The 25,013-nt window shown below is 63.5% G+C and carries 27 protein-coding genes; 18 read left to right on the forward strand and 9 right to left on the reverse strand.

The annotated features are described in order from the left end of the window. Positions 1-172 precede the first annotated feature (172 nt). From pqqA to LRP30_RS28635, 3 genes are all read right to left on the reverse strand, one after another. Positions 173-253 (reverse strand): pyrroloquinoline quinone precursor peptide PqqA, encoded by an 81-nt coding sequence (pqqA, locus tag LRP30_RS28625; RefSeq protein WP_008562446.1) that lies wholly within the window; start codon positions 251-253, stop codon positions 173-175. A 228-nt stretch (positions 254-481) separates the two neighbouring features. Beyond that, positions 482-817: a hypothetical protein gene (locus tag LRP30_RS28630; protein ID WP_091896457.1), complete on the reverse strand. Its 336-nt coding sequence runs from the start codon at positions 815-817 to the stop codon at positions 482-484. Positions 818-958: 141 nt separating this feature from the next. Then, positions 959-1,351 carry a calcium-binding protein gene (locus LRP30_RS28635; RefSeq protein WP_249756897.1) on the reverse strand — a complete coding sequence of 131 codons (393 nt, stop codon included), beginning with the start codon at positions 1,349-1,351 and terminating at the stop codon, positions 959-961. Between the two features lie 332 nt (positions 1,352-1,683). Between LRP30_RS28635 and LRP30_RS28640 the strand changes: the two genes are divergently transcribed. The 3 genes from LRP30_RS28640 to LRP30_RS28650 are packed head-to-tail and all read left to right on the forward strand — an operon-like array spanning position 1,684 to position 4,642. Beyond that, entirely contained in the window at positions 1,684-3,348 is a 1,665-nt protein-coding gene (locus tag LRP30_RS28640; RefSeq protein ID WP_091896408.1) for a methanol/ethanol family PQQ-dependent dehydrogenase, read from the forward strand. A gap of 11 nt (positions 3,349-3,359) precedes the next feature. Next, entirely contained in the window at positions 3,360-3,716 is a 357-nt protein-coding gene (locus tag LRP30_RS28645) for a cytochrome c (protein WP_249761848.1), read from the forward strand. Next, entirely contained in the window at positions 3,713-4,642 is a 930-nt protein-coding gene (locus LRP30_RS28650; RefSeq protein ID WP_249756898.1) for a transporter substrate-binding domain-containing protein, read from the forward strand. The genes LRP30_RS28645 and LRP30_RS28650 overlap by 4 nt, the downstream gene beginning before the upstream one ends. A 260-nt stretch (positions 4,643-4,902) precedes the next feature. On the opposite strand, the gene LRP30_RS28655 is transcribed toward LRP30_RS28650, so the two are convergent. Next, positions 4,903-5,871: a helix-turn-helix domain-containing protein gene (locus LRP30_RS28655; RefSeq protein ID WP_091896399.1), complete on the reverse strand. Its 969-nt coding sequence runs from the start codon at positions 5,869-5,871 to the stop codon at positions 4,903-4,905. Positions 5,872-6,383: 512 nt separating this feature from the next. On the opposite strand from LRP30_RS28655, the gene xoxF5 reads away from it, so the two are divergent. From xoxF5 to LRP30_RS28690, 7 genes are all read left to right on the forward strand, one after another. After that, positions 6,384-8,189: a lanthanide-dependent methanol dehydrogenase XoxF5 gene (gene xoxF5 / locus LRP30_RS28660; protein WP_128932457.1), complete on the forward strand. Its 1,806-nt coding sequence runs from the start codon at positions 6,384-6,386 to the stop codon at positions 8,187-8,189. 111 nt (positions 8,190-8,300) lie between these two features. Further along, complete coding sequence (locus LRP30_RS28665) at positions 8,301-8,792, forward strand: c-type cytochrome, methanol metabolism-related (RefSeq protein WP_091896454.1); 492 nt, start codon at positions 8,301-8,303, stop codon at positions 8,790-8,792. Between the two features lie 60 nt (positions 8,793-8,852). Beyond that, positions 8,853-9,962, forward strand: a complete 1,110-nt coding sequence (locus LRP30_RS28670) for an S-(hydroxymethyl)glutathione dehydrogenase/class III alcohol dehydrogenase (RefSeq protein ID WP_128945313.1) — start codon at positions 8,853-8,855, stop codon at positions 9,960-9,962. 32 nt (positions 9,963-9,994) lie between these two features. Further along, positions 9,995-10,558: an S-(hydroxymethyl)glutathione synthase gene (gene gfa / locus LRP30_RS28675; protein WP_128932455.1), complete on the forward strand. Its 564-nt coding sequence runs from the start codon at positions 9,995-9,997 to the stop codon at positions 10,556-10,558. A gap of 630 nt (positions 10,559-11,188) precedes the next feature. Next, positions 11,189-11,641 (forward strand): (2Fe-2S)-binding protein, encoded by a 453-nt coding sequence (locus LRP30_RS28680; protein WP_091896387.1) that lies wholly within the window; start codon positions 11,189-11,191, stop codon positions 11,639-11,641. A 1-nt stretch (position 11,642) separates the two neighbouring features. Beyond that, positions 11,643-13,955 (forward strand): molybdopterin cofactor-binding domain-containing protein, encoded by a 2,313-nt coding sequence (locus LRP30_RS28685; RefSeq protein WP_128939300.1) that lies wholly within the window; start codon positions 11,643-11,645, stop codon positions 13,953-13,955. Positions 13,956-14,009: 54 nt separating this feature from the next. Then, entirely contained in the window at positions 14,010-14,231 is a 222-nt protein-coding gene (locus LRP30_RS28690; protein ID WP_249756899.1) for a hypothetical protein, read from the forward strand. Positions 14,232-14,488: 257 nt separating this feature from the next. Here LRP30_RS28690 and LRP30_RS28695 read toward each other — a convergent pair whose 3' ends face one another. The 4 genes from LRP30_RS28695 to LRP30_RS28710 form a co-directional block, all read right to left on the reverse strand. Beyond that, complete coding sequence (locus LRP30_RS28695) at positions 14,489-16,216, reverse strand: methanol/ethanol family PQQ-dependent dehydrogenase (protein ID WP_249756900.1); 1,728 nt, start codon at positions 16,214-16,216, stop codon at positions 14,489-14,491. A 113-nt stretch (positions 16,217-16,329) separates the two neighbouring features. Further along, positions 16,330-16,983, reverse strand: coding sequence for a Rieske 2Fe-2S domain-containing protein (locus LRP30_RS28700; protein ID WP_249756901.1), 654 nt, complete (start codon positions 16,981-16,983; stop codon positions 16,330-16,332). Between the two features lie 258 nt (positions 16,984-17,241). Then, positions 17,242-17,706: a group III truncated hemoglobin gene (locus LRP30_RS28705; RefSeq protein ID WP_249756902.1), complete on the reverse strand. Its 465-nt coding sequence runs from the start codon at positions 17,704-17,706 to the stop codon at positions 17,242-17,244. A 137-nt stretch (positions 17,707-17,843) separates the two neighbouring features. Then, the gene (locus LRP30_RS28710) at positions 17,844-18,695 is read right to left on the reverse strand and encodes a 3-hydroxybutyryl-CoA dehydrogenase (protein ID WP_249756903.1); all 852 of its coding nucleotides are present in this window, start codon (positions 18,693-18,695) and stop codon (positions 17,844-17,846) included. 235 nt (positions 18,696-18,930) lie between these two features. Between LRP30_RS28710 and LRP30_RS28715 the strand changes: the two genes are divergently transcribed. The 5 genes from LRP30_RS28715 to LRP30_RS28735 all read left to right on the forward strand — a co-directional run bounded on the left by LRP30_RS28715 (position 18,931) and on the right by LRP30_RS28735 (position 21,757). Beyond that, the gene (locus tag LRP30_RS28715) at positions 18,931-19,275 is read left to right on the forward strand and encodes a helix-turn-helix transcriptional regulator (protein WP_128932447.1); all 345 of its coding nucleotides are present in this window, start codon (positions 18,931-18,933) and stop codon (positions 19,273-19,275) included. Positions 19,276-19,286: 11 nt separating this feature from the next. Then, on the forward strand, positions 19,287-19,766 hold the full coding sequence (locus LRP30_RS28720) for an ArsI/CadI family heavy metal resistance metalloenzyme (RefSeq protein ID WP_249756904.1): 480 nt from the start codon (positions 19,287-19,289) through the stop codon (positions 19,764-19,766). Between the two features lie 16 nt (positions 19,767-19,782). Then, complete coding sequence (arsC, locus tag LRP30_RS28725; RefSeq protein ID WP_249756905.1) at positions 19,783-20,193, forward strand: arsenate reductase (glutaredoxin); 411 nt, start codon at positions 19,783-19,785, stop codon at positions 20,191-20,193. Then, positions 20,193-20,897: an MIP/aquaporin family protein gene (locus LRP30_RS28730; protein WP_128932444.1), complete on the forward strand. Its 705-nt coding sequence runs from the start codon at positions 20,193-20,195 to the stop codon at positions 20,895-20,897. Before arsC ends, LRP30_RS28730 begins: the two co-directional genes overlap by 1 nt. A 161-nt stretch (positions 20,898-21,058) precedes the next feature. Beyond that, positions 21,059-21,757, forward strand: coding sequence for an ABC transporter permease (locus tag LRP30_RS28735; RefSeq protein WP_249756906.1), 699 nt, complete (start codon positions 21,059-21,061; stop codon positions 21,755-21,757). On the opposite strand, the gene LRP30_RS28740 is transcribed toward LRP30_RS28735, so the two are convergent. After that, positions 21,731-22,540, reverse strand: coding sequence for a substrate-binding domain-containing protein (locus LRP30_RS28740; protein ID WP_249756907.1), 810 nt, complete (start codon positions 22,538-22,540; stop codon positions 21,731-21,733). The two genes, LRP30_RS28735 and LRP30_RS28740, sit on opposite strands and share 27 nt — an antisense overlap. Positions 22,541-22,700: 160 nt before the next feature. Between LRP30_RS28740 and LRP30_RS28745 the strand changes: the two genes are divergently transcribed. From LRP30_RS28745 to LRP30_RS28755, 3 genes are all read left to right on the forward strand, one after another. Then, positions 22,701-22,994, forward strand: coding sequence for a hypothetical protein (locus LRP30_RS28745; protein WP_128932441.1), 294 nt, complete (start codon positions 22,701-22,703; stop codon positions 22,992-22,994). Between the two features lie 321 nt (positions 22,995-23,315). Beyond that, a complete protein-coding gene (locus LRP30_RS28750) occupies positions 23,316-24,560 on the forward strand; it encodes a hypothetical protein (RefSeq protein WP_249756908.1) in 1,245 nt (414 codons plus the stop codon). 63 nt (positions 24,561-24,623) lie between these two features. Continuing rightward, entirely contained in the window at positions 24,624-24,899 is a 276-nt protein-coding gene (locus LRP30_RS28755) for a TonB-dependent receptor plug domain-containing protein (RefSeq protein WP_249756909.1), read from the forward strand. Positions 24,900-25,013 lie beyond the last annotated feature (114 nt).

Genomic DNA, 25,013 nt, shown 5'->3' on the forward strand with positions numbered 1-25,013 from the left:
GAGCATGGTCGAGATTTTGAAGGCGAGAGCAGTAAAGCGCTGCCCGGGTGTGGCTTTGCATCAATGGCAAAGCGCGTCAACAACAACGCGTGACACACAACGGCTGACGAGGATCCGACACTGCCACGGCTTCGACGGCGTTTGCCATCGAAGCCGCGGCAGGTCGTCAGTCTTACTTGCGCGAAGCGCAGGCGTACATGTTGATTTCCATGCCGACCGGCACTTCCACGATCTTCGGAGCTTTCCAAGCCATTCGGGGTCTCCCAAGGTATTGAGCGCGACATCGCGCGGGGCAAAACCTAGGGCTCGGTCCCCTATAGTTCAAGCGCCGATTCGAATGCCGAACGCGTCTGTGTCGATTCTTCGCGGCCGCATTTCTCTCTCGGGCAAAGCCAGTTCCCTCTTGGTCAAGCACAGACCTGGAGGATATCACCTTGCGCGACACACCGCGCCTCGAATCGACACGACCAGCGCCGCGTCGTCAGCAGTCCTTGTCGGCCATTGCCGGATTCGGCTTGGCACCTTCGGCCTGCTGAGCCGCTGTCGGTTCACTCTGCATCTGCCGCTGCGCATCCTCGGATGAAGCCGGCGTTTCGCCGCTCGCACGATTCATCGTGCTGGTCGGCGGATGCTGACTGGTGTCGCTCGCCGAACTCGATGGATGGGATTGCGCCGAGCCCACGGTGACCGGGCCAGACCCGGCATCCTTGTCAGTGGCTGCACTGCCGGTTTTGCAGGGGCCCGCGACGGCGACACCGGCGCTCAACGTCAGGATCGCGCAGGCAGCAAGAACGGATCGTTTGGTGTTCATCTGCATGATCTCCTCTCCTCCCGCCGCGCAGCCCCAACGTGCCAGGCAGGCCATTTCGGGGAGAACAGGCCCGGCAGCCCGATGTTCCGAGCGTCGGAGCGGAATTAATCGCACTGCCGCCGCCACGTCCGTTCCAGGCATACGCGCTCAGCGCAGCAGCCGCAGCAGCGCGCGGCCGGCCCGCGCGCTCAGCTCTTTTGCATCGAGCGTGCCATCCTTGTCCGGATTGGCCGCATTGAAGCGCTGCTCCACCACCGACAGGTATTCGTCGAGCGTAAGCGTCCCGTCATGATCGGGATCGGCGGCGGCGAGCTCTTTCGCCGACAACCGCCCGCGCAACTCGCGTGCATCGAGCGTGCCGTCGTGATCGGGGTCGAGCTTGGCGAACAATGCGCTGGCCGCCTTCTTCACCTCGGCGAGATCGAGCGTGCCGTCATTATCTGTATCGAACATCTTGATCGCGTTGCCGGATGCCGCGAGAGCCGGACCGGACAGCAATGCAATCGTGAGCGCAAACGCAATTGAGCGACGTGACCTCATCGAAACCTCCTGAGAACTCGATTCGAGCGGATCCGACATAAATCCCATGAATGTGCCCTGCTTCAAATCGGAAACTGCAACCTGCACGCGCTACAACTCGCGGAACTCCGCCGCGCCAAGCTGGCCGCTTCCGTCCCCGGCCGCTTCGCGTCACGGAATTTCTCCAGCGTCTGCGCACAAGTGAGAACGGGTTGTCAGGTTTCCGTCAGGTGACTGGCCTCTGGCGTTCAACAGGTTGGCGTCGCACTCACGACTTTCGTATTGACGCGTTTTGCATTCGGGCGGAGTGTTGTTCCTGCAGCGTCAAAAGACGCGCATATTGGGAGGAACGGATGAAACGCTTTGCGATGGCCGCGAGCCTCGTCATGCTTGCATCGACTTGTGCAAGCGCACAGACCACCGAGCAACTGGTCAAGGGCGCGACCGATACATCGAACGTTCTCAATTACGGGATGGGCTACAATCTCCAGCGTTTCTCGACGCTGAACCAGATCAACAAGGACACCGTCAAGAACCTCGTCCCGGTCTGGAACTACTCTTTCAATGACGATCGCAGCGAGGAATCGCAGCCGCTGGTGTACCAGGGCGTGATCTACGTGACCTCGCACAATGCGACCATGGCGGTGGACGCCAAGACCGGCAAGCAGATCTGGAAAACCAAGGTTGAGTATCCCGCCGAGACGCCGCGCATCGTCTGCTGCGGCATCATCAATCGCGGCGCGGCGCTCTACGACGGCAAGGTATACCGCACCACGCTGGACGCCAACGTGATCGCGCTGGACGCCAAGACCGGCAAGGAGCTGTGGCGGCAGAAGGCCGCCGACATCAAGGAAGGCTATTCGATGACGGTGGCCCCGCTGGTCGCCGACGGCGTCGTCATCACCGGAATCTCCGGCGCCGAATTCGGCACCCGGGGCTTCATCGACGGCTGGGATCCGGCGACGGGCAAGCACCTCTGGCGCACCCACTCGATCCCCTCACCGGACGAGCCCGGCGGCGACACCTGGAAGGGCGATACCTGGAAGCTCGGCGGCGGCTCGACCTGGATCACCGGGTCCTACGATCCCGAGCTGAACACGGTCTACTGGGGCATCGGCAATCCTGGTCCGTTCAACTCAGCGGTGCGCCCCGGCGACAATCTCTACACCTGCTCCGTGCTGGCGATGGATCCCAAGACCGGCAAGATCAAGTGGCACTACCAGTTCTCGCCGAACAATCCGTTCGACTACGACAGCGTGGCCGAGATGGTGCTCGCCGACATGAACGTCGAGGGCAAGCCGACCAAGGTACTGATGGACGCCAACCGCAACGGCTTCTTCTACGTGCTCGACCGCACCAACGGCAAGCTGCTCGCGGCCAACCCTTACGTGAAGGTCAACTGGGCGACCGGCATCGACATGAAGACCGGACGTCCGATCGAGACCGACGTTTCGAAGGACGCGCGCGAAGGCAAGAAGGTGACCGTCTATCCGTCGATCCTCGGCGGCAAGAACTGGGAGCCGATGTCGTTCAATCCGCAGACCGGCCTGGCCTATGCCAATACGCTCGCCTTCGGCGGCAGGTACAAGACCGAGCCCGTGACCTTCAAGCAGGGTGAATGGTATCTCGGCATGGATCTGACCGACCTCTGGGAGTACGGAGACGGCCCGCGCGGCCATCTCAAGGCGATCGATCCCCTGACCGGCAAGGCGAAGTGGGAGGCCCCCGTCGACATTCCGCGCTTCTCCGGCGTGCTGTCGACCGCAGGTGGCGTCGTGTTCACGGGCGCGCTGACCGGCGAGTTCGAGGCCTTCGATGCCGACAGTGGCAAGAAGCTCTGGCAGTTCCAGACCGGCTCCGGCATCGAGGGACAGCCGGTCACCTGGCAGCAGGACGGCGTGCAATATGTCGCCGTGACGAGCGGCTATGGCGGCGTCTACTCGCTGTTCTCCGGCGACGAGCGGCTGGCCAAGGTGCCGCCCGGCGGCTCGCTGTGGGTCTTTGCAGTCAAGCAGTGACCACAGGCACGATGCTGAAGGAGATATCTCACAAGACGGCGGCGATCTTCGCCGCCGTCGCGGTGCTGACGGTCGCGTTTGTGGCGACCGTTCGTGCCGCGGACGACGCAACCGGCAATCCTCTGCAGGCACAGATCGACCACGGCAAATCGACCTATGCCGAAAAGTGCTCGCACTGCCACGGCCCCAACCTGATGAACTCCGGCACCATCACGCCGGACCTGCGCGCGATCCCTGACGACAAGACGCGCTTCGTCACCACGGTGAAGAACGGCAAGAACAACAAGATGCCGCCCTGGGGCGACATCCTCAACGACGACCAGATCGGGGACCTCTGGGCCTTCATCTCCAGCCGGAGGAAGCCTTGAGGCGTTGGCTCGCCGCGTGGAGCGTTGCGGCGATCCTCGCGGCGGCGCCTACGGTTGCGCACGCGGCGGATGACCCGCTGAGGATCTGTCTTGATGAAGGCCGGCCGCCGCTCTCGGTGCATCAAAAGGGCAAGCCGGATGCGGGCTTCGACGTGCTGCTGGCGCAGGCGGTCGCCCAGCGCCTGCGACGGCCGCTGACGATCCAGTGGTTCGAGAGCAAGCTCGATGAGGATTCCAGCCCACAGCTCGAGGCCAATGCGCTGCTCTCGGACGGACGCTGCGCGCTGGTCGGCGGCTACGCGCTGACGCTGGATTCGCTCGTCAAGCCCGGCATGAAAACGGCGCGCCTGCCGGATTTCGCCGGCGCCACGCGCGAGGACCGGCGCCGCCGCGTCGCGCTCGGCCTGCTCGCGCCCAGCCAGCCTTACGTCTATTCGCCGATGACGGTGGTGCTCGGGCCGAAGGCGAAGGGCCGCAAGATCGGCGACATCGGCGATCTCGCCGGCCTTCGCCTCGTCATCGAAAGCGGCTCGCTCGGCGATGCCATCCTGATGACCTTCGACAAGGGCCGCCTGATCGACAACATCACCCATGTCGTGCCCGGCCGCGACGACCTCCTCGGCGCGCTCCAACGCGGCGACCATGACGCGACGCTGATCGATCTTGCGCGCTTCGATGCCCATCGCGCCGCGCACCCCGATACGGCGATCACCGCGTCCGGCTACTATTATCCGATCGGCGCCAATCGCGGCTATGTCGGGCTTGCCAGCGATCCCGCGCTGATCGAGGCCGTCAACACGGCGGTTGGCCAGCTTGCCGCCGAAGGCAAGATCGCCGAATTCGGCAAGCAGGCCGGCCTCACCTATCTGCCGCCGCGCGAGCCTGCGATCCTCGGCGATGTCTGGATGAGGATCATTCAGCGGTGAGAGTTCGTCGCGAAGAGCGATGGCACCGGGCGTATCCATCAACTCCGCCGTCATTCCCCGCCACCGGGTCTCGCCTTCGGCGAGCCCGATGACAGGCTCCGGCGCGGAATCCAGTACGCTCGCACAACATTGTCGGCGACCGGCCGCAGCGCGACGAGCCTAAAGCGAAATGGGATTAGGACGAGTCGTCGTCGCACTTGAGGTTATTGTTTGAGCATGATCTTTTCGGAAAACCGCTGCACACTTTTCCGGATCATGCTCTAATGCTCGTTCGAGCTCGCGGTGCCCTGCTGCGCCTTGTGGATCGAGGACGGCACCACGCCGAAATATTTCCGGAACACGCGGCTGAAATGCGATGAGCTGGAGAAGCCCCAGGAGAACGCGACGTCGGTGATGGTCTTGCCGGCGTGGGCCTCGAGCTCCTGGCGGCAGTTCTGCAGGCGCGCCTGCCAGATGTAGTCGCTCACCGTCGTGCCGCGCTCCGAGAACAGCATGTGCAGATAGCGTTTGGAGCAGCCGAGCTCGGTCGAGATCTGATCGATGCACAGATCCGGATCGCGCAGATGCTCGCGGATGAAGAACTGCGCGCGCACATACATCGCTTCCGGTCCGACACGGTCGAACATCGTGTCGGCCTCGCGCAGCGGCAGCAGCAAGAGGTCGATCAGCGAATCGGCCACACCGACCGCGCTGTTCGCCGACAGCTTCGCCGCCTCGTCGAAGGTGGCGTGGACGAAATCATGGGCGATCCGCCCCGTCCCGGTCTTCGCCGACAATTTGCACGCCGGCATCCGCTGCGAGGGGAAGCCGCGGTCGCGCAGCAGCGCCTTCGGCACGATCACCACGTCGTGGCGGGTGAAGGCGGGGCTGATGATCGAATGCGGGCAGGAGACGTCATAGGCGATGATGTCGCCAGGGTTGAGTTCGATGTGGCGGCCCTCTTGTTCGAAATAGGACACGCCGTAGGTCTGGAAGTGAATCTTGATGTATGGATGTTCGTTGGCCTTGGCGCGCGCCATCGTGTGCGCGATGCGGTGCTGGCTGACCTCGATCTGGCAGAGCTTCAGGCGCGAAACGGTGGTATAGTCGATGCGACCTTCGAGCGAGGAGGCCTCCAGCGGATCGACGTCGAAATAGCCGCACAGGCTCGTCAGCCCATCGATCCAGCTCTGGATCTGCCGCTTCGGCGTCAGCCCGGTCGTCGAGAGCGTGTGAATTGTGTCGGACATTGATCCAGCCACTGGTTTGATCCGGAGATTCGACGCGAATCGCGACCAGCGCTGCTGGAGCCCTCAGCCGTGATTGCGTGACGTTTACCTCAAACTTAGGCGATCTTTTGGAACTTGCGCCTCCGTTCCACTGCCACCTTTGAAACTTAATCCTCCGCCTTAGTTGCAGCGCCGTCAAGGGGAACATAGGCGCGGACCGCCGCGCAAGCCGGCGCGGAAACCGCTGAATTCGCTACTGCAAAATCAAAATCTTCGCGCCCGTGCGCTGTCGAGCAAACCGGCTTCTCTCTTGGGCAAGTTTCCCGTTGACGAAGTCGTTAGGGATTGCGGCAGGAACAACAAGAACGGGCCGCTCCTGCACACGGACCCGTGGCTCTCATCAGGAGGAGGAAACAGCACAGCATCGTTTCTGGTCTCGATCGTGACCGCCCTGCACGAGCAGACGCCGGACGAGAAGCCCGGTGATTAAGCAATGCTTCGGAAACAATAAACGACCAACGGAGGAATTAACTATGCGCAAGGTGCTACTGGCGACCTATCTTGGCTCCGCGGCGGCTCTCGCCGTCGGCAGCGCCTCAGCCAATGACGAGCTGATCAAGATGTCGCAGAACCCGAAAGACTGGGTGATGCCGGCGGGCGATTACGCCAATACCCGCTATTCCAAGCTGAACCAGATCAATGCACAGAACGTCGGCAAGCTCCAGGTCGCCTGGACCTTCTCGACCGGCGTGCTGCGTGGTCACGAAGGCGGCCCGCTCATCATCGGCAACGTGATGTACGTCCACACGCCGTTCCCGAACAAGGTCTACGCTCTTGACCTTTCCAACGAGAACAAGATCATCTGGAAGTACGAGCCGAAGCAGGATCCGAACGTCATCCCGGTGATGTGCTGCGACACGGTCAACCGCGGCCTGTCTTACGGCGACGGCAAGATCATCCTGCATCAGGCCGACACCAACCTCGTCGCGCTCGACGCCAAGACCGGCCAGGTGGCCTGGTCGGCGACCAACGGCAATCCTGCGAAGGGCGAGACCGGTACGTCGGCCGCGCTGGTCGTCAAGGACAAGGTCCTGGTCGGCATCTCCGGCGGTGAATTCGGCGTGCAGTGCCACGTCACCGCTTACGATCTCAAGAGCGGCAAGCAGGTCTGGCGCGCCTATTCCGAAGGTCCGGATGATCAGATCAAGCTCGATCCGGCCAAGACGACGTCGCTCGGCAAGCCGGTCGGACCTGACTCCAGCTTGAAGACCTGGCAGGGCGACCAGTGGAAGATCGGCGGCGGCTGCACTTGGGGCTGGATCTCCTACGATCCCGCTCTGAACATGGTCTATTACGGGTCGGGCAACCCCTCGACCTGGAATCCGAAGCAGCGTCCCGGTGACAACAAATGGTCGATGACCATTTTCGCGCGCGACGCGGACACCGGCATGGCCAAGTGGGTCTACCAGATGACGCCCCATGACGAGTGGGACTATGACGGCGTCAACGAGATGATCCTCACGGATCAGCAGATCAATGGGCAGCCTCGCAAGCTCCTGACCCATTTCGACCGCAACGGTCTCGCCTACACCCTGGACCGTGAGAACGGCGAACTGCTGGTCGCCGAAAAGTACGATCCGAAGGTGAACTGGACCTCCGGCGTCGACATGAACAAGAGCTCGCCGACCTACGGCCGTCCGAAGGTGCTCGACGCAGCTTCGACCGACAAGGCGGGCGAGGACGTCAACGTGAAGGGCATCTGCCCGGCCGCGCTCGGCACCAAGGACGAGCAGCCGGCAGCCTACTCGCCGGACACGCAGCTGTTCTACGTTCCGACCAACCACGTCTGCATGGACTACGAACCGTTCAAGGTGAGCTACACCGCGGGCCAGCCCTATGTGGGTGCGACGCTCTCGATGTATCCGCCGCAGGGTGAAAGCCACATGGGCAACTTCATCGCCTGGGACGGCAAGACCGGCAAGATCGTCTGGTCGAACAAGGAGCAGTTCTCGGTCTGGTCGGGTGCGCTCGCAACCGCCGGCGGCGTGGTGTTCTACGGCACGCTCGAAGGATACCTAAAGGCAGTCGATGCCAAGTCTGGCAAGGAGCTCTACAAGTTCAAGACTCCCTCCGGCATCATCGGCAACGTCACCACCTATGAGAACAATGGCAAGCAGTACGTTGCCGTGCTCTCCGGCGTGGGTGGCTGGGCCGGCATCGGTCTGGCAGCAGGTCTGACCGATCCGACCGCCGGTCTCGGCGCCGTCGGTGGCTACGCGGCCCTCAGCAACTACACGGCGCTCGGCGGTACGCTGACCGTGTTCTCGCTGCCGAACTAGGCCCCGCTCAGCATCGCTCCGGCGCGTGGATCAACTCCACGCGCCGGCTCGTCTCCACCGAACGCCTTCGAGGAAAATCTCTTGCGTAAAATCTGCTCTGCCATTGCTGTGATAATCTTCGTTGCGTCCGGAGGGGTTGCGGTCGCGGACGGTCCGGGAGACCCGACCGCGGTGAAGAAGGAAGACGACGGGAAGTGGCTCGATAAGGAAGGAAACCCGACCTACAAGATTTCGGCCGACGGCACCGTGGACTGGTTCACCTATTCCGGATACCGCCGCTATCACTCAGACTGCCATGTGTGCCATGGCCCCGACGGCATGGGATCGACCTACGCACCGGCGCTGAAGGATTCCGTCAAATCGATGAGCTATGGCGACTTTATCGGCGTGATCGCCTCCGGTCGCAAGAACATCTCGACCGCGCAGGAGAACGTCATGCCGGCCTTCGGCGACAACCCGAACGTCGCCTGCTACATGGACGATCTCTATGTCTATCTGCGCGCCCGCTCCACCGACGCGTGGGGCCGGCAGCGTCCCTCCAAGAAGGAGGAGAAGACAGAAGCCTACACCAAGGCGGAAGACGCCTGCATGGGCAAGAAATGAACGTTGCCAGGATCGCCGCGACGACGTCTTGGCGTCCTACGAAGATTTGAGGAGTTTACGATGAAGACACGTGCAGCCGTTGCTTTCGAAGCCAAGAAGCCGCTCGAGATCGTCGAGGTCGACCTGGAAGGACCGAAGGCCGGCGAAGTCCTGGTCGAGATCAAGGCCACGGGCATCTGCCATACCGACGCCTATACGCTCGACGGTTTCGACAGCGAAGGAATCTTCCCGTCGATCCTGGGCCATGAGGGCGCCGGCATCATCCGCGAGATCGGTCCCGGCGTGACCTCGGTGAAACCGGGCGACCACGTCATTCCGCTCTACACGCCGGAATGCCGGCAGTGCAAAAGCTGCCTCAGCCAGAAGACCAACCTCTGCACCGCGATCCGCGCGACGCAGGGCAAGGGCGTGATGCCCGACGGCACCAGCCGCTTCTCCTACAAGGGCAAGCCGATCTACCACTACATGGGCTGCTCGACCTTCTCGAACTTCACCGTGCTGCCGGAGATCGCTGTCGCCAAGATCCGCGAGGACGCGCCGTTCGACAAGAGCTGTTACATCGGCTGCGGCGTGACCACCGGCGTCGGCGCCGTCGTCAACACTGCGAAGGTCGAGCCGGGCTCCAACGTCGTCGTGTTCGGCCTCGGTGGTATCGGCCTCAACGTGATCCAGGGCGCCAAGATGGCCGGTGCCGACAAGATCGTCGGTGTCGACATCAACGATTCCAAGGAAGATTGGGGCCGCCGCTTCGGCATGACCCACTTCGTCAACCCGAAGAAGGTCACCGGCGACGTCGTCCAGCACCTCGTTGGCCTTACCGATGGTGGCGCCGACTACACCTTCGACTGCACCGGCAACACCACGGTGATGCGCCAGGCACTGGAAGCCTGCCATCGCGGTTGGGGCACCTCGATCATCATCGGCGTCGCCGAAGCCGGCAAGGAGATCGCCACCCGTCCGTTCCAGCTCGTTACGGGACGCAATTGGCGCGGCACGGCATTCGGCGGCGCGCGCGGCCGCACCGACGTGCCGAAGATCGTCGACTGGTACATGAACGGAAAGATCCAGATCGATCCGATGATCACCCACACGCTCAAGCTCGAAGAGATCAACAAAGGTTTTGACCTCATGCACGAGGGCAAATCCATCCGTTCCGTCGTCGTGTTCTAGGTCACAGCCATCACACCCAGGAGGATCGACCCATGACTGTTGCACTCCATCCATCGATCGACAATGGCATCAAACAAGGCAGCGGCAACTTCGCCGGCGGCACGCTGGTCTGCAAATGCAAGGACCATCCGGTGAAGGTCGGCATCAAGGGCGACGTCGCGCACAACCACGCCTGCGGCTGCACCAAGTGCTGGAAGCCGCCGGGCGCGACCTTCTCGGTCGTCGCCGTGGTGCCGCGCCAGAACGTCACCGTGCTCGAGAACGGCGACAAGCTCCAGATCGTCGATCCCGCCGCGGTGATCCAGCGCTATGCCTGCAAGGCCTGCGGCACGCACATGTACGGCCGCATCGAGAACAAGGGCCATCCGTTCTATGGACTCGACTTCATCCATCCCGAGCTGTTCCAGGAGCAGGGCTCGCAGGCGCCGCAATTCGCCGCCTTCGTCTCCTCTGTGATCGAATCGGGCGTGAAGCCGGAGCAAATGGCGGGCATCCGTGCGCGACTGAAGGAGATCGGGCTGGAGCCCTATGACTGCCTGTCGCCGGCGCTGATGGACGCGATCGCGACCCACGTGGCGAAATCCAAGGCCGCCTAAGAAGGCTGCCCGAGCGAGGGCCGCCGAGCCCTCTCAAGCCCTATCGGTTCGCTGGTGCCGACCACCGCCAGCGAACCGGATCGGTCCCCGTCCGGGACCATCGCGGCGATGCCGCGCTTCTGCACCACGCGTATGTGAGGGCCATCAGCTCCTCAGTCCTGGTCTCTGAATGACTGCGCAGGGCCGTCGGCTTCCGGCTTGAGGTTCGCGGTGCTTGCGTTCTCCCTCCCTCGACTGAGGCATCCTGCTTCGTCCGTGCAGTCTTCCTGGCGGACGAAGCTTTTTTGGTTGCGCCCGTCTCATAAGCAGCGCGGCATCAAGCCGCGCCCTGCTTTTGACAAACCATCGATGCAATCTCTCCGGGTGAGAACACTCGGCTGTGAACGCCGGTCCGGCGCGATCTCTGCTACGGTCGCGCCGTCACGATGCCGCGCGAAATGCAAACAATTTAGAACAAAACGGGAGGTATCGAGCACATCCGGACATTGCGATTTGTATTCCTGCCGCCCGCCGGGATCTGCCCGCGCGGGATAATGCGGCCGGAATGCGGCGACACGACGCAACCGGCATACGCCCGGTCGGCGTCGTTAGTTTTGAATTGAACAGGCTTATGAAGAGCGAGGGACGATCATGATCAAGGTGAAGATCAACGGCCAGGAACAGAGCTGGGACGGCGACCCGGATCTCCCGCTACTCTGGTTCCTGCGTGACGAGGCCGGACTGACCGGCACCAAATTCGGCTGCGGCCAGGCCCTGTGCGGCGCCTGCACCGTCATCGTCGACAAGCAGGCCGTCCGCGCTTGCATCACGTCCGTAAACGACGTTGCCGGACGCGAGGTCACGACGATCGAGGGACTGCACCCCACCGGCGATCACCCGGTGCAGAAGGCCTGGCGCGAGCTCAACGTGCCTCAATGCGGCTTCTGCCAAGCCGGCCAGATCATGCAGGGCGCAGCACTCTTGATGGACAACCCAAAGCCCTCGCACGACCAGATCCGCGAGGCGATGTCCGGCAACATCTGCCGCTGCGGCTGCTACCAGCGCATCGAGAACGCCGTCCATCTCGCATCGACTGGAGTGTGACATGAATTTCATCGACAATCCCCGCAAGCTTCGCGGCTTCGAAAAGCACATCAGGGTCGAGAAAGTCTCGCGCCGGAGCATCCTGAAGGGGCTCGGCGTCACAGGCGGCTTCGTGCTTGCAGCACCCGTGATGTCGCGCCAGGCATTCGCCTATGAAACAGGCGCGGGAAAGATGCCGCACGGCGTCGTGGTCGATCCGCGCGTGTTCGTTTCGGTCGCGCCGGATGGCATCGTCACCATCGTCGGGCACCGTTCGGAAATGGGCACCGGCGTGCGCACCAGCCTGCCGCTGATCGTGGCCGAGGAGATGGAGGCCGACTGGTCCAGAGTCAAGGTGCAGCAGGCCCATGGCGACGAGGTCAAGTTCGGCAACCAGGACACCGACGGCTCGCGCAGCACGCGGCACTATCTGATGCCGATGCGCCAGATCGGCGCCTCCGCCCGCACCATGCTCGAGCAGGCCGCGGCCAAGCGCTGGGGCGTGCCGGCGACCGAGGTCAAGGCCGTCAATCACGAGATCGTCCACAGCGCCAGCGGACGCAAGCTCGGCTTCGGCGAGCTCGCCGCCGATGCCGCCAAGGAATCGGTGCCTGCTATCGAAGGCCTCAAGCTGAAGAACCCCAAGGACTTCCGCTATCTGACCAAGGGCCAGATCGGCATCGTCGATCTCCACGACATCACCACCGGCAAGGCGCGCTACGGCGCCGACGTGCGACTGCCCGGCATGAAATATGCCGTGATCGCCCGTCCGCCGGTGACCGGCGGCAAGCTGGTCAAGTTCGAACCGGACGACGCACTGAAGATTCCCGGCGTCGAGAAGGTGATGCAGGTGCGCGGCTGGCCATGGCCGTCGAAATTCCAGCCGCTCGGCGGCGTCGCCGTCATCGCGCGCAACACCGGTGCGGCGATCAAGGGCCGCGACGCGCTCAAGCTCGTGTGGGACGACGGCCCCAACGGCAAATACGACTCCGTCGCCTACCGCAAGGAGCTCGAGGAGGCCTCGCGCAAGCCCGGCCTCGTCCTGCGTCAGGAGGGCGATGCGGACGCCGCCTTGAAGAGCGCCGACAAGGTCATTGTCGGCGAGTACTACATCCCCCACCTCGCCCATGTCAGCATGGAGCCGCCGGTGGCGGTCGCCGACGTCAAGGGCGACAAGGCGGAGATCTGGGCGCCGGTGCAGAGCCCCGGCGGCACCCGCGAGGACGTCGCCAAGACGCTCGGCATTCCCGAAGGCAATGTCACCGTCAACGTCACACTGCTCGGCGGCGGGTTCGGACGCAAATCGAAATGCGACTTCGCGCTCGAAGCGGCGCTGCTCTCAAAGGAGCTCGGCGCGCCGGTCAAGGTGCAGTGGACGCGCGAGGACGACATCCATAACGGCTTCCTGCACACCGTCTCGGTCGAACGGATCGAGGCGGGCCTCGACAAGAGCGGCAAGGTGATCGCCTGGCGCCACCGCAGCGTGGCGCCCAGCATCGCCTCGACGTTTGCCGCCGGCACCGTGCACCAGGCGCCGTTCGAGATCGGCATGGGACTCGTCGACATGCCGTTCGAGATCGCCAACATCTCCTGCGAAAATCCGGAGGCGGCCGCACATACCCGCATCGGCTGGTTCCGCTCGGTCTCGAACATCCCGCGCGCCTTCGCGGTACAGTCGATGGTCGGCGAGATCGCGCAGGCGACCGGCCGTGACCAGAAGGAGACCCTGCTCGCGCTGATCGGCAGCCCGCGGATCGTCAAGCCCGCGGTGAAGGACCTCTGGAACTACGGCGAGCCCCAGGACAGCTATCCGATCGACACCGCGCGCCTGCGCAAGGTGGTCGAGCTGGTCGCCGAAAAGGGCGAATGGGGCCGTCAGGTCCCGAAGGGCCACGGCCTCGGCATCGCCGTGCACCGCAGCTTCGTCAGCTACATCGCAACCATCGTCGAGGTCGCGGTCGACGACAAGGGCAAGCTGACCGTGCCAAGGGTCGACACGGCGATCGACTGCGGCACCTTTGTCAACCCCGAGCGCATTGCCTCGCAGATCGAGGGCGCGGCGATCATGGGGCTCAGCATCGCCAAATATGGCGAGATCACCTTCAAGGACGGCAAGGTGCAGCAGAAGAATTTTGACGACTTCCAGGTCGTCAGGATCGATGAATCTCCTGTGGTGACCAACGTCTACATCGTGCCGCCCGGACCTGACACGCCGCCGAGCGGCGTCGGCGAGCCCGGCGTTCCGCCGTTCGCGCCGGCGCTGATCAATGCGATCTTCGCGGCGACGGGAAAACGCATCCGCTCGCTTCCGATCGGCAAGCAATTGGAAGCGTGAGCCGGAACACAAGCGGCCTCGGGCCGTTTGCATCGATCTGACAGGAGCGGATCGATGACCAACATCTCAAAGGCGCTCGCAGTCTCGCTGTCGGGCGCCTTTCTTTTGACGACCGCTGGTGCGTTCGCCCAGAGCAACACCGCCCCGCCAACCACAGCGACGCGCCCCACCGCGCCGGACCAGAACTCCCTGCCCAACGCAAACGCACCGCCCGCTTCGACCAGCCAGACCACCGGGCAACGCAACCCTGATCCGAAGGTTCGGGATAGGATATGAACCAGAAGGAAAAGGACAAGGTCGAGCGCCAGGGCAAGTAGCGCTCCGAGTTTGGTGCACTGATGTTGCCACGCCGTCATGGCCGGGCTGGTCCCGGCCATCCACGACCTTTGTCTCAACACGAAGAACGTGGATGCCCGGGACAAGCCCGGGCATGACGAGATCACGCAGCAAGGGCGTCAAAAATGCGGCGGACGTTGCCGTCCGCCGCATTCGCCACCCCCCGGCTGCTCCGCTTCTTCGATCCGCCCGCGGAGCTATTTCTTCAACGCGAACACCCAGATGACGCCGCCCTGCGGGACGTTGGCTTCGATGCCAATGTTGTTGGTCGCAAGTGCATCCTGGATGCGCTGTGCGTCCACACCCCATCCCGACTGGATCGCGATGTACTGCGTGCCGTCGATCTCATAGGACACCGGCATGCCCATGATGCCGGAGTTGGTCTTCTGCTCCCACAACAATTCGCCGGTCTTGGCGTTGAAGGCGCGGAAGTTGCGGTCGTTGGTGCCGCCGACGAAGACGAGATCGCCTGCGGTCGCCGTCACCGATCCGAACAGCTGCGACTTCGGGAAGTTGTGCTGCCACACCTTCTTGCCCGTCGCGGGATCCCAGGCCTGCAGCTCGCCGAAATGATCCGCGCCGGGCTTCGCCTTGAGGCCGATATCCTCCGGCTTGGTGCCGAGCCAGAGTTCGCCGGGCTTCAGCGCGACTTTCTCGCCGGTGAACCCACCGCAGAAATTCTCGTTGGCGGGCACGTAGACGAGGCCGGTCCTCTGGCTGTAGGCCGCCGACGGCCAATCCTTGCCGCCCCAGAGCGAGGGACAGAACTCCACGCGCTTGCCGATCACCGGCTTATGCGCGGGATCGACGATCGGCTTGCCGCTCTCCGGTTCGATGCCTTTCCAGACGTCCGTGGAGACGAACGGCCAGCCGGCGACATAGTTGATCTTGGTCGGCGTGCGCTCGAGCACCCAGAAGATGGCGTCGCGTCCCGGATGGACGAGACTCTTGATATTGCGGCCGTCACGCTGCAGGTCGATCAGCATCGGCGCATCGACCTCATCCCAGTCCCAGGAATCGTTCTGGTGGTACTGATGATGGGTCTTGATCTTGCCGGTGTTGGGATCGAGCGCGAGCACCGAGGAGGTGTAGAGATTGTCGCCGGGATGGGTTTCGCCAGGCCATGGCGCGGCATTGCCGACACCCCAGTAGATCGTCTTGGTCTCCTTGTCGTAGTTGCCGGTCATCCAGGCCGAGCCGCCGCCATTCTTCCAGTCCTCGCCCTGCCAGGTGTCGTGACCGGGCTCGCCTTCGCCGGGGATGGTGAAGGTCCGCCACAGCTCCTTGCCGTCCTTGGCATCGTAGGCGGCGACGTAGCCGCGCACGCCGAATTCGCCGCCGGAGCCGCCGACAATGACCTTGCCGTCGACGATCAGCGGCATCAGGGTCATGTACTGGCCCTTCTTGTAGTCCTGCACCTTGGTGTCCCACACCACCTTGCCGGTCTTGGCGTCGAGCGCGACGACGTGGTCGTCGGTGGTGGCGAGATAGAGCTTGTCCTCCCACAGGCCGACGCCGCGGCTGGTCGGATGCAGCTGGAACAGATCGTCGGGGAGCTGCCGCTTGTAGCGCCAGTATTCGTCGCCGGTCTTCGCGTTCAGCGCGATCACCTGCCCCATCGGGGTCGCCACGAACATTACGCCGTTGTTGACGATCGGCGGCGCCTCGTGGCCTTCGACGACGCCCGTAGCGAAGGTCCAAGCCGGCGTGAGGTTTTTCACGTTCGAGGCGTTGATCTGGTCGAGCGGACTGTAGCCTTGCCCGTCATACGTGCGCCGGTAGAGCATCCAGTTGCCGGGTTCCGGATTTTCCAGCCGTTGCGTGGTGACCGGAGAATAATTCTCGATCGGGCCTGATATGGCGGCGGTCGAGGCAAGACACGTGAAGGCGACGAAGCCGGACATTAACCATTGCTTCCTGGACATGGACGTTCCCCTTTTCATCCGTTTGAATTCTTGTTGTGAATTCTTGTCGTTCGTCCCGTCCGCCCATCGGCGGATGCGGCCTCTCGTGACGCGGGCACGGCCCGCACCGTCCGTCATCCTGGCTGCGCGCCACCTACCTTTCCGATGAAATTGCCGGCGACGCTGAGCGAACCGTCAGCGAGTGCCAGCGGCAGCGCCGCAAGCCGTCGCGGCGCCGGCCCGAACACGACCTGCGCGCCCGCGCGGGGATCGTATTCGGAATTGTGGCACATGCACTTGAACACCTCCTTGTCGCCGACATCGCTCTTCACCCAGGCGGTGACGGGACAGCCCGCGTGCGAGCAGATCGCCGAATAGGCGATGATGCCGTCGACGGCGCGCGCGCGGGTCTTCTCGTCGAGCTCGGCGGGATCGAGCTTGATGATCAGGATCTCGTTGAGACGCGAGGCGCTGCGCACCACAGACGTGTTGGGATCCTTCGGCCAGGCATGGACCGGCGGTCCGCCGGCCTGCACATCGGCCGCAGTGATGAGTTTCCCCTCCTTGTCGCCTTCGGAGAAGACCAGCACGTCACCCTTTTGTGGCCGTTCGTCGGAGCCGGGCGGATCTTCACCCGCGCGCGCCGGCGGCGAACAGCCGAGGCAAGCGGTGCTCGCAAGCGCGCCGAGCAGCAGCGTTCGCCGCGTCTGCTCGATGCCCGCGTCGACTTCGGGTTCCGTGGAATTCTCGGGGGATGCAGAATTGGTAGTGAACGATGAGCGTGACATGCACGCTAGCAGGCGCTGGAACTCTGCCGAAAACAAGGCGAAGAGTTGGCGCCGCAGTGCATCAATATGGCTTTGCTCGCTTTGATTGAGCGAGAGTGAACGCATTCAAGCGCGTTTTCGCAATTTCAACGTCATGCCGCGCGATTGGCATGATGATTTTGCAGATCAGGCCGATGCTGTTGGAATTGGTGCACCGCGATCTCAGTCGCAACGAGCGAAGCAAAGGAGCTGCGTATTTTGCAGGCAGGCCGCTCGTCGTCAGGACCGGAGCACATGACGCGGAGACGCGATACGGCCCGCGACTGTCGCCGACGCCATTTCGAAACTGTCGGCGATGCGCCGTGCCTTGTCGATGAAGAGCGCGGCCGCCGCCGGCGGGCAGACCTCGCGCGCAGTCTGCTCGAACAGGTCGAGCCAGCGATCGAAATGATCACCAACCAGGCTCAGCGGCAGATGCGCCCGCATCGGCGAGCCATGATAGCGGCCACTCATCAGGACGACCGACGACCAAAAATCCTTGAGCTTGGCGAGATGCTCATCCCAGTTCTGGACGATCGCAAAGACCGGACCGAGCCGTGCGTCCTCGCGCACGCGTCCGTAGAAGCGGGTGACGAGTTCCCCGATCATTTCCTCGGTGATCCCGGTGCGCTCGATCGCATCCTGGGTCAGCAGGTTCCGCCGCGCCGCCGCCGCCTCGCGCTCGGCTTTCAGTCGATCCGACATGTCCTTCGTTATCCGTTCCGATGTTCCCGCGAGCCGCCCCATTCGACATTGTCGGGCCAATTGCGCGCGGCTTCTTTGTCGCAGCGCAAATTGCGGGATCTGGCGGCGGACGCTGAGTGCCGCCGCCGATACCTTCATCAGGCGCTATAGATGTAGAAGCCCTGCCCGGTCTTGCGGCCGAGATGGCCGGCATCGACCATTTCCTTGAGCAAGGGGGCCGGGCGGTATTTGGGGTCGTTGAAGCCTTTGTAAAAGACCTCCATCACCGAAAGCATGGTGTCGAGGCCGACGAGATCGGCCAGCGCCAGGGGCCCGATCGGATGGTTGCAGCCGAGCTTCATGCCTGCGTCGATCTCTTCCGCTGTCGCAATGCCTTCCTGGAGCGCGAAGATCGCTTCGTTGATCATCGGACAGAGGATGCGGTTGACGGCGAAGCCCGGGCTGTTCTTGGCCGTGATCGCCACCTTGCCGACGCGCTTGGCGAAATCCAGCGCCTTGGCGTGGGTGTCGTTGGAGGTCTGCAGGCCGCGGATGAGCTCGAGCAGCGCCATCACCGGCACGGGGTTGAAGAAGTGCATGCCGATGAACCGGTCGGGACGATCGGTCGCCGCGGCGAGCTTGGTGATCGAGATCGAGGAGGTGTTGGTCGCGACCAGCGTGCGCGGCGACAGCGTCGCGCAAAGATCCTTCAGGATCTTGACCTTGAGCTCCTCGTTCTCGGTCGCCGCCTCGATGACGAGGTCGCAATCCGACAGCTTCGCCCGGTCGGTTGTGCCGGTGATGCGCTTGAGCGTCGCCTCACGATCGGCAGCCGACATCTTGTCCTTCTTGACCAGCCGCTCGAGGCTGCCGCCGACGGTCGAAAGTCCGCGGTTCACTGCAGCATCGGAAATATCGACCATCACGACCGAAAGCCCCGCCGCCGCGCAGACCTGCGCGATGCCGTTCCCCATGGTCCCTGCCCCGATGATGCCAACGGTTTGGATCATTGCGTCACATCCTTCATTCTTGGGGGCCAGGACGGCCCAGCCCGTTGTTCCTGCGCCAGGGTCTAGCACCCCCACCGGGCGGGTGCGACCTGATCGTGCCCCTTCCATAAAGCATCCGAGGCGGGAATAAAGCGCCAAGCGCTAAACGGCGGCGACCGACCGTCAAATCGAGCTTGGGGTAGACCCAGCACAATCCCGATTGACAGCCACTCATTATTTCCATAATCGTTGAAATATGGAAACGAAAGATGCCGTCGCGGCGCTCGCAGCGCTTGCACAGGACAACCGTCTCGAGGTCTTCCGCCTGCTGGTGCAGGCCGGCCCGAACGGCATGACTGCCGGCGCGGTCGCCGAAACGCTGGATCTCGCCCCCAACACGCTGACCTTCCATTTCGACCGGCTGCGGACGGCCGGACTCGTGACCGTCCGGCGCGAGGGACGCTCGATGATCTATGCGGCGCGGTTCGAGACCATGAACGCGCTCGTCGGTTTCCTGACCGAGAACTGCTGCGGCGGCGTGTCGTGCGCTCCGGCCACGCCTTCGAAACCCGCGCGAAAGCGCAGCAAAGTGCCAGCCTGAAAGGACCGACCATGAAGCGCCTGCACGTTCACGTGTCCGTCGAGGATCTCTCCCACTCGATCGGGTTCTACTCGGCCTTGTTCGCCAGCGAGCCCTCGGTCGTGAAATCCGACTATGCCAAATGGATGCTGGAAGACCCTCGCGTGAATTTTGCGATCTCGACCCGTGGCCGCGCGGCCGGCCTTGACCATCTCGGCATCCAGGTCGAGACCGGCGAGGAACTCCAGGAAGTCTACGCGCGACTGCGCCAGGCCGGCGGCAACGTGGTCGAGCAAGGGCAGACCACCTGCTGCTATGCCAAGTCGGAAAAATCCTGGATAGACGATCCGGCCGGCATCGCCTGGGAAACCTTCTACACCACGGGCGAGAGCACCGATTACGGCGACGGCAGCGGCGAGAACCGGGCGCGGGTCGCTCACGCAAAGCAGGAGCAGCAATCGGCCTGCTGCACGCCGCAGGCAGCACCCACGCCGTCGCAGGCGTGCTGCTGAGCACGAGGACTCCACCATGGATGCGATCATCTATCACAATCCCGATTGCGGCACCTCGCGCAACACGCTGGCGATGATCCGGAACGCCGGCATCGAGCCGCACGTGATCGAATATCTAAAGACGCCGCCATCGCGGGCGCTGTTGCAGCAGCTCATCGCGCGCATGGGAATTTCGGTGCGCGACGCCGTTCGCGAGAAGGCGGCGCCCTATGCGGAGCTCGGGCTCGACAACGCGACACTGACCGACGATCAGCTGCTCGACGCCATGATGGCGCATCCAATCCTGATCAACAGGCCGATCGTGGTGACGCCAAACGGCGTCAGGCTCTGCCGTCCCCCCGAACGGGTGCTCGATCTGCTGCCGGCGCAACAGGGCGAATTCGTCAAGGAAGACGGCGAGCGCGTCAGGCTCGATAGCGGCGCCTGATGCCGGGCCTGGGACAGCGTGCCTTCGCCGAATCGCTTGGGACGGCGTTCCTGCTCGCCGCCGTCGTCGGCTCGGGGATCATGGCGCAAAAGCTCGCCGGCGGAAACGTCGCGCTGGCACTGCTGTGCAATACGATTGCCACGGGCGCAATCCTCGTCGTGCTGATCCTGATGCTCGCTCCGATCTCGGGAGCGCATTTCAATCCAGCGGTGACGCTGGCCCTGGCTTTGCGCGGCGAAACGTCATGGACGGACGCCGCGATCTATCTTGTCGCTCAGTTAGCCGGTGGCATCGCCGGGGTTGAGATCGCACATCTGATGTTCGAGCTTCCAATCCTCCAGCGTTCGCTCACGGAACGCGCCGGCGCCGGACAATGGCTGGCTGAGGCCGTGGCGACCTTTGGCCTGCTGTCGACGATCCTTGGCGTCCGGTATCGGACACCCGCCGCGGTTCCTTACGCCGTCGGCCTCTATATTACTTCGGCTTACTGGTTCACGTCATCCACGTCGTTCGCCAATCCTGCGGTCACCATCGCCCGCGCGCTGTCTGATACGTTCGCGGGTATCGCCCCGCGGGACGTGCCAGGCTTCATCGCCGCTCAATTCGTCGGGGCAGTTCTTGCCGTTGTGCTGGCGCGCTGGCTTTGGAGCCGAGCCTCTGTAAAGGCGAACGCCGCCCAGATCGCGTCGGGAAAGCCTGCATAACGCGGCACTTGACGGTTATTTTCCGCTAAATCGCCTGTCCAAATCGTCTCGCCCGAGTATTCTGTCGATGTCAAAAAGACTCGCAGAGACCGACCCGTGATGCGATTGCGCGACATCGACGATCCCGAGGCATCCTGCCCGACGCGGAAGCGCCCGGCCGGATGAACGATTTCGCACGATCCACCGGTGCCGCCTTCACGCTGATCGGCGAAGCCGACGCCGAACTGCTCGGCATCGTCGCCTTGTCGGTGCGGGTCAGCCTGACCGCGAGCATCATCGCGCTGCTGATCGGTGCACCATTCGGGGCCCTGCTTGCGATCACACGCTTCCGCGGACGTCAGGTCATCATCATCCTGACCAATGCCTTGCTGGGCCTGCCGCCGGTCGTGGTCGGGCTCGCGCTTTATCTTCTTCTGTCGCGGTCCGGCCCGCTCGGGGCGGGAGGACTATTGTTCACACCGACGGCCATGGTGATCGCGCAGACGCTGCTCGCGACACCGATCGTGGTGGCGCTGGTGCACCGTCCGGCCAGCCTGCTGTGGGCGGAGTATGGCGATCTGGCGCGGATCGACGGACTGTCCACCCTGCGCAGCATGGCACTGCTGTTCGCGCTGGGACGGACCTCGCTGTTGACGGCCTTTCTCGCGGCTTTCGGCCGCGCCATCGCGGAAGTCGGCGCCATCATCATCGTCGGCGGCAACATCCGCGGCTTTACGCGCACGATGACAACCGCGATCGCGCTGGAGACCAGCAAGGGCGACCTGCCGCTGGCGCTGGGGCTCGGGCTGATCCTGCTCGCGCTCAGCGTCGCGGTGTCGACCATTGCGTTCCTGCTAGTGGGACGCGTTGGGGAAAAATAGCTGCTCGCCGCCCACCTTGTAGCCTGCGATCGCATCCTGCCCCTTCGATGAGATGAGCCAGTCGATGAAAGCCTGCCCGTCCTTCGCCTTGACGTTCGGATGCTTTGCCGGATTCACCAGCATGACGCCATATTGGTTGAACAGCCGCTTGTCGCCCTCGGTCAGGATGGCAAGTTCGCCCCTGTTCTTGAACGAGAGCCAGGTGCCGCGGTCCGACAGAAGATAGGCATTCGACGACGAGGCCATATTCAGCGCCGGTCCCATGCCCTGGCCGATCTCCCGATACCAGCCGTCCTTGCCCGCTGCGATATCGACACCCGCTTCCTTCCACAATCGCAGCTCGGCCGCGTGGGTGCCGGATTTGTCGCCGCGCGAGATGAACGGCGCTTTCGCAGCCGCAATCTTGCGCAGCGCATCAGTGACCTCCTTGCCGCCGGCGATTTTCGCGGGATCGCTCTTGGGACCGATAATGACGAAGTCGTTGTACATGACGTCGAAGCGCTTCACGCCCTGGCCTTCGGCCATGAACTTGTCCTCGGCAGCCCTATCATGAACGAACACCACGTCGGCATCGCCGCGCCGCCCGATGTCAAGCGCCTGGCCGGTGCCGACGGCAACGACCTTCACCTCGATTTCCTCGGCCTTCGAGAACAGCGGCAGCAGATAACCGAACAGCCCCGACTGTTCCGTCGACGTCGTCGAGGCCACGGTGATCGTGCGATCCTGCGCGAACGCGATGGTGGACCAGAGCAGAAGCGCTCCGATGGCAGCAATCCTTCTCATACGTCCTCCCTAAACGAATGATGAGGGGCCTGAATAGCCGCTGGCGATGAAAACGGGAACCCCGACTTCGGCCGCAAAGAGTTGAAGCGGTGGTGATAGATCGGCAGGAACGTCGTTGGTGGAGGCGGATTGTCCGGGATGTTAAGTCAAGGAGAATCCAATGAAGAAGATCATTCTGGCATCCGCGTGCATCATGGCCCTGGCGACCGGTAGCGCCTTCGCGCAGACACAACCCGCTCCTGGCGCATCCAGTCAGGGCGAGGTTGGTCCCTCATCGCGGGGGCCCGCGACCAAAGGCATGACGACGGGCCGCGCATCGAACATGCAGAACGAGGCCAGCGACAGCAAGGGCGCACAGTCGCCATCCGCAGGTGGCACCAATACGAATAACATGGGCAACCAGGCCGGCGGCGGCGCGGGTTCTGGCGGCGGTGCCGGCTCCGGCGGGAAATAGCGCGAGAGATGACGTTGCAGCTGCGCGCAGCTTGAAGATTTCTGGGGGCTCGCTGCCAAGCGCGAGCCCCCGCTCATGTCGATCGCTAACCACCGCTATTCGCACGTTTGGCGTCCGCTTCGGAATTTGCTCTTGTTAGCTGGGCCGTCACCAGACGATCGCGCCAACGCGCACGATGGTGGCGGATGTTCTGCAATTGGTCCCACCTAGATTGACATCGGTGTGACGGCCGGGGCAGTTTTTCACATTGCTGACGAATCAGCGATTGCCTCACGCCGAGTACCTCTTGGACAACTCCCAGTGCTTTCGAGACTGATATCGTTGCTGCGCCGCATCCCTGCGGTGAAATGGGCGTTCACCCGGCTTCGGCCCCTGCCGCACAGCGGCAGTGTCGACGTCGCACCGAGTGCCGCAAGCGACTCACCCGCCGTCACCTCCGACATTGCAGAAGCAGCTCCGTCTCTCGACACCGGTCTCAGCACCGCTCCGCGCTGCAGCGATGCCGAGATCGCGGTCGCGACTCCGGTCGCAGGGAATGATACCGTCATCGCGGAAAGCTCGTCGGCAGCGCCAATCGATGTCGACGTCAGCGACCATCCAACCCTGGAGATGCCGGTAGACGTCGAACCGGTCGTCGTCGAAGAGGTTGCGCTCTCGTCGGCCGAGAGCGAGCCGGTTGATGTTCCTGAAGTCATCAGCAACGATCCGCCCGCAGAACTCTCGGCGAACCCTGAACCCGCCGTCGTGAAAGAGGCAGCGGTCGCAACCGTCGCCGTCGAGGTCGAGCCGGTTGATATTCCTGAGCCCCTCATCAGCAGCAATCCAACTTGCGAACTCCAGGCCAACGTCGGCCCCATCGCGGAGGAGGCGCCGGTCGCGGCCGCCGAGGTCGCGATTGCCGCGGCTGACGCACCCGTTCTCATCGTCCACGATGACACTTCCACCGACCTCCCAGGGGACGTTGAGCTGGCCGTCGCAGACGACTCGCGTGTCGCGCTTGCTGATAGCGAAGTCTCGGCGGAGGATATTGCCAACAGCAGCATCGACAGGGCTCCGTCTCCCAGTGTCGCCGTAGAAATCGAGCCCGGCTTCGCTGGCGATTCCGCGCTTGTCGCAACGATCATCGCAGCGGACGCTTCCTCCAACACACCGAGCGTCGTCACGGATGTCGCGCCGGAGCCGATCCTCGAGTCTCCCGCTGCGAAGACACCCAGCACGCGGAAGCCTCGGCCAAAGGTCGCAGAGCCTACCGACCGCGCAGCCCTGATCCGGCAGCGCTGGGCCGAGACCGGGATCAGGATGTGGAATCCGCGCCTGCACGGCACCGGCGACGCCACGCTCAACATCCAGGGCAGTGTCGGACTGCTGCCGCCGGCGCCCGGCGAGACGATGCCGCGCTACGACAAGCTGGAATTCAGGATGCTCGGCGGGCAGATCGTCTGCGAGGGCGTCATCGTCGAGGCGCCTGCGCATGCGAGCCAGCGCAGTTTCACCCGGCTCGCCGAGCCTGGGAAACACGACCGCGCCCGCGAGCCGGTGCGGGAGCGCCAGGCCGCCCTCGCCTGATCCTTTCTTCTGCGGCCACCGGTGCGATGTGCTAGGTTGATGTCCCGACATGGGAGATCGCATATGCGCGCAAGGTCATTGTCTCTGATCCTGATCGCCGCCTTCTGCATCTCGCAGCCCGCTCTGGCCGCGGACAAACGGCCACGTCATGCGGCTGCTCCTGCCACCGATCCGGCCGCGCCTTACAAGGCCGATCGGCTCTCTTCCTCACGCGGCGAGACAATCCTCAACACGCCCGGCCAGACCACCGTGTTGACGCGGCAGGTCCTCCACGACATGAACGCGACGAGCCTTCGGGACGCCATGCGCTCGACCGCCGGCGTGACGATCGGGCGCTAGGCGTCTCGCACCGCTTTCGGCCGACCCGCGTTGTTCCCACGCGGCACATCGATATTTCCAGGCACGAAGCAGTTGCCCGCAACGCCGGCCACGACATAACTTGCACAACGGGTC

Origin of the sequence: Bradyrhizobium sp. C-145 (assembly GCF_023375135.1) — a bacterium.
Classification (GTDB): domain Bacteria; phylum Pseudomonadota; class Alphaproteobacteria; order Rhizobiales; family Xanthobacteraceae; genus Bradyrhizobium; species Bradyrhizobium zhanjiangense.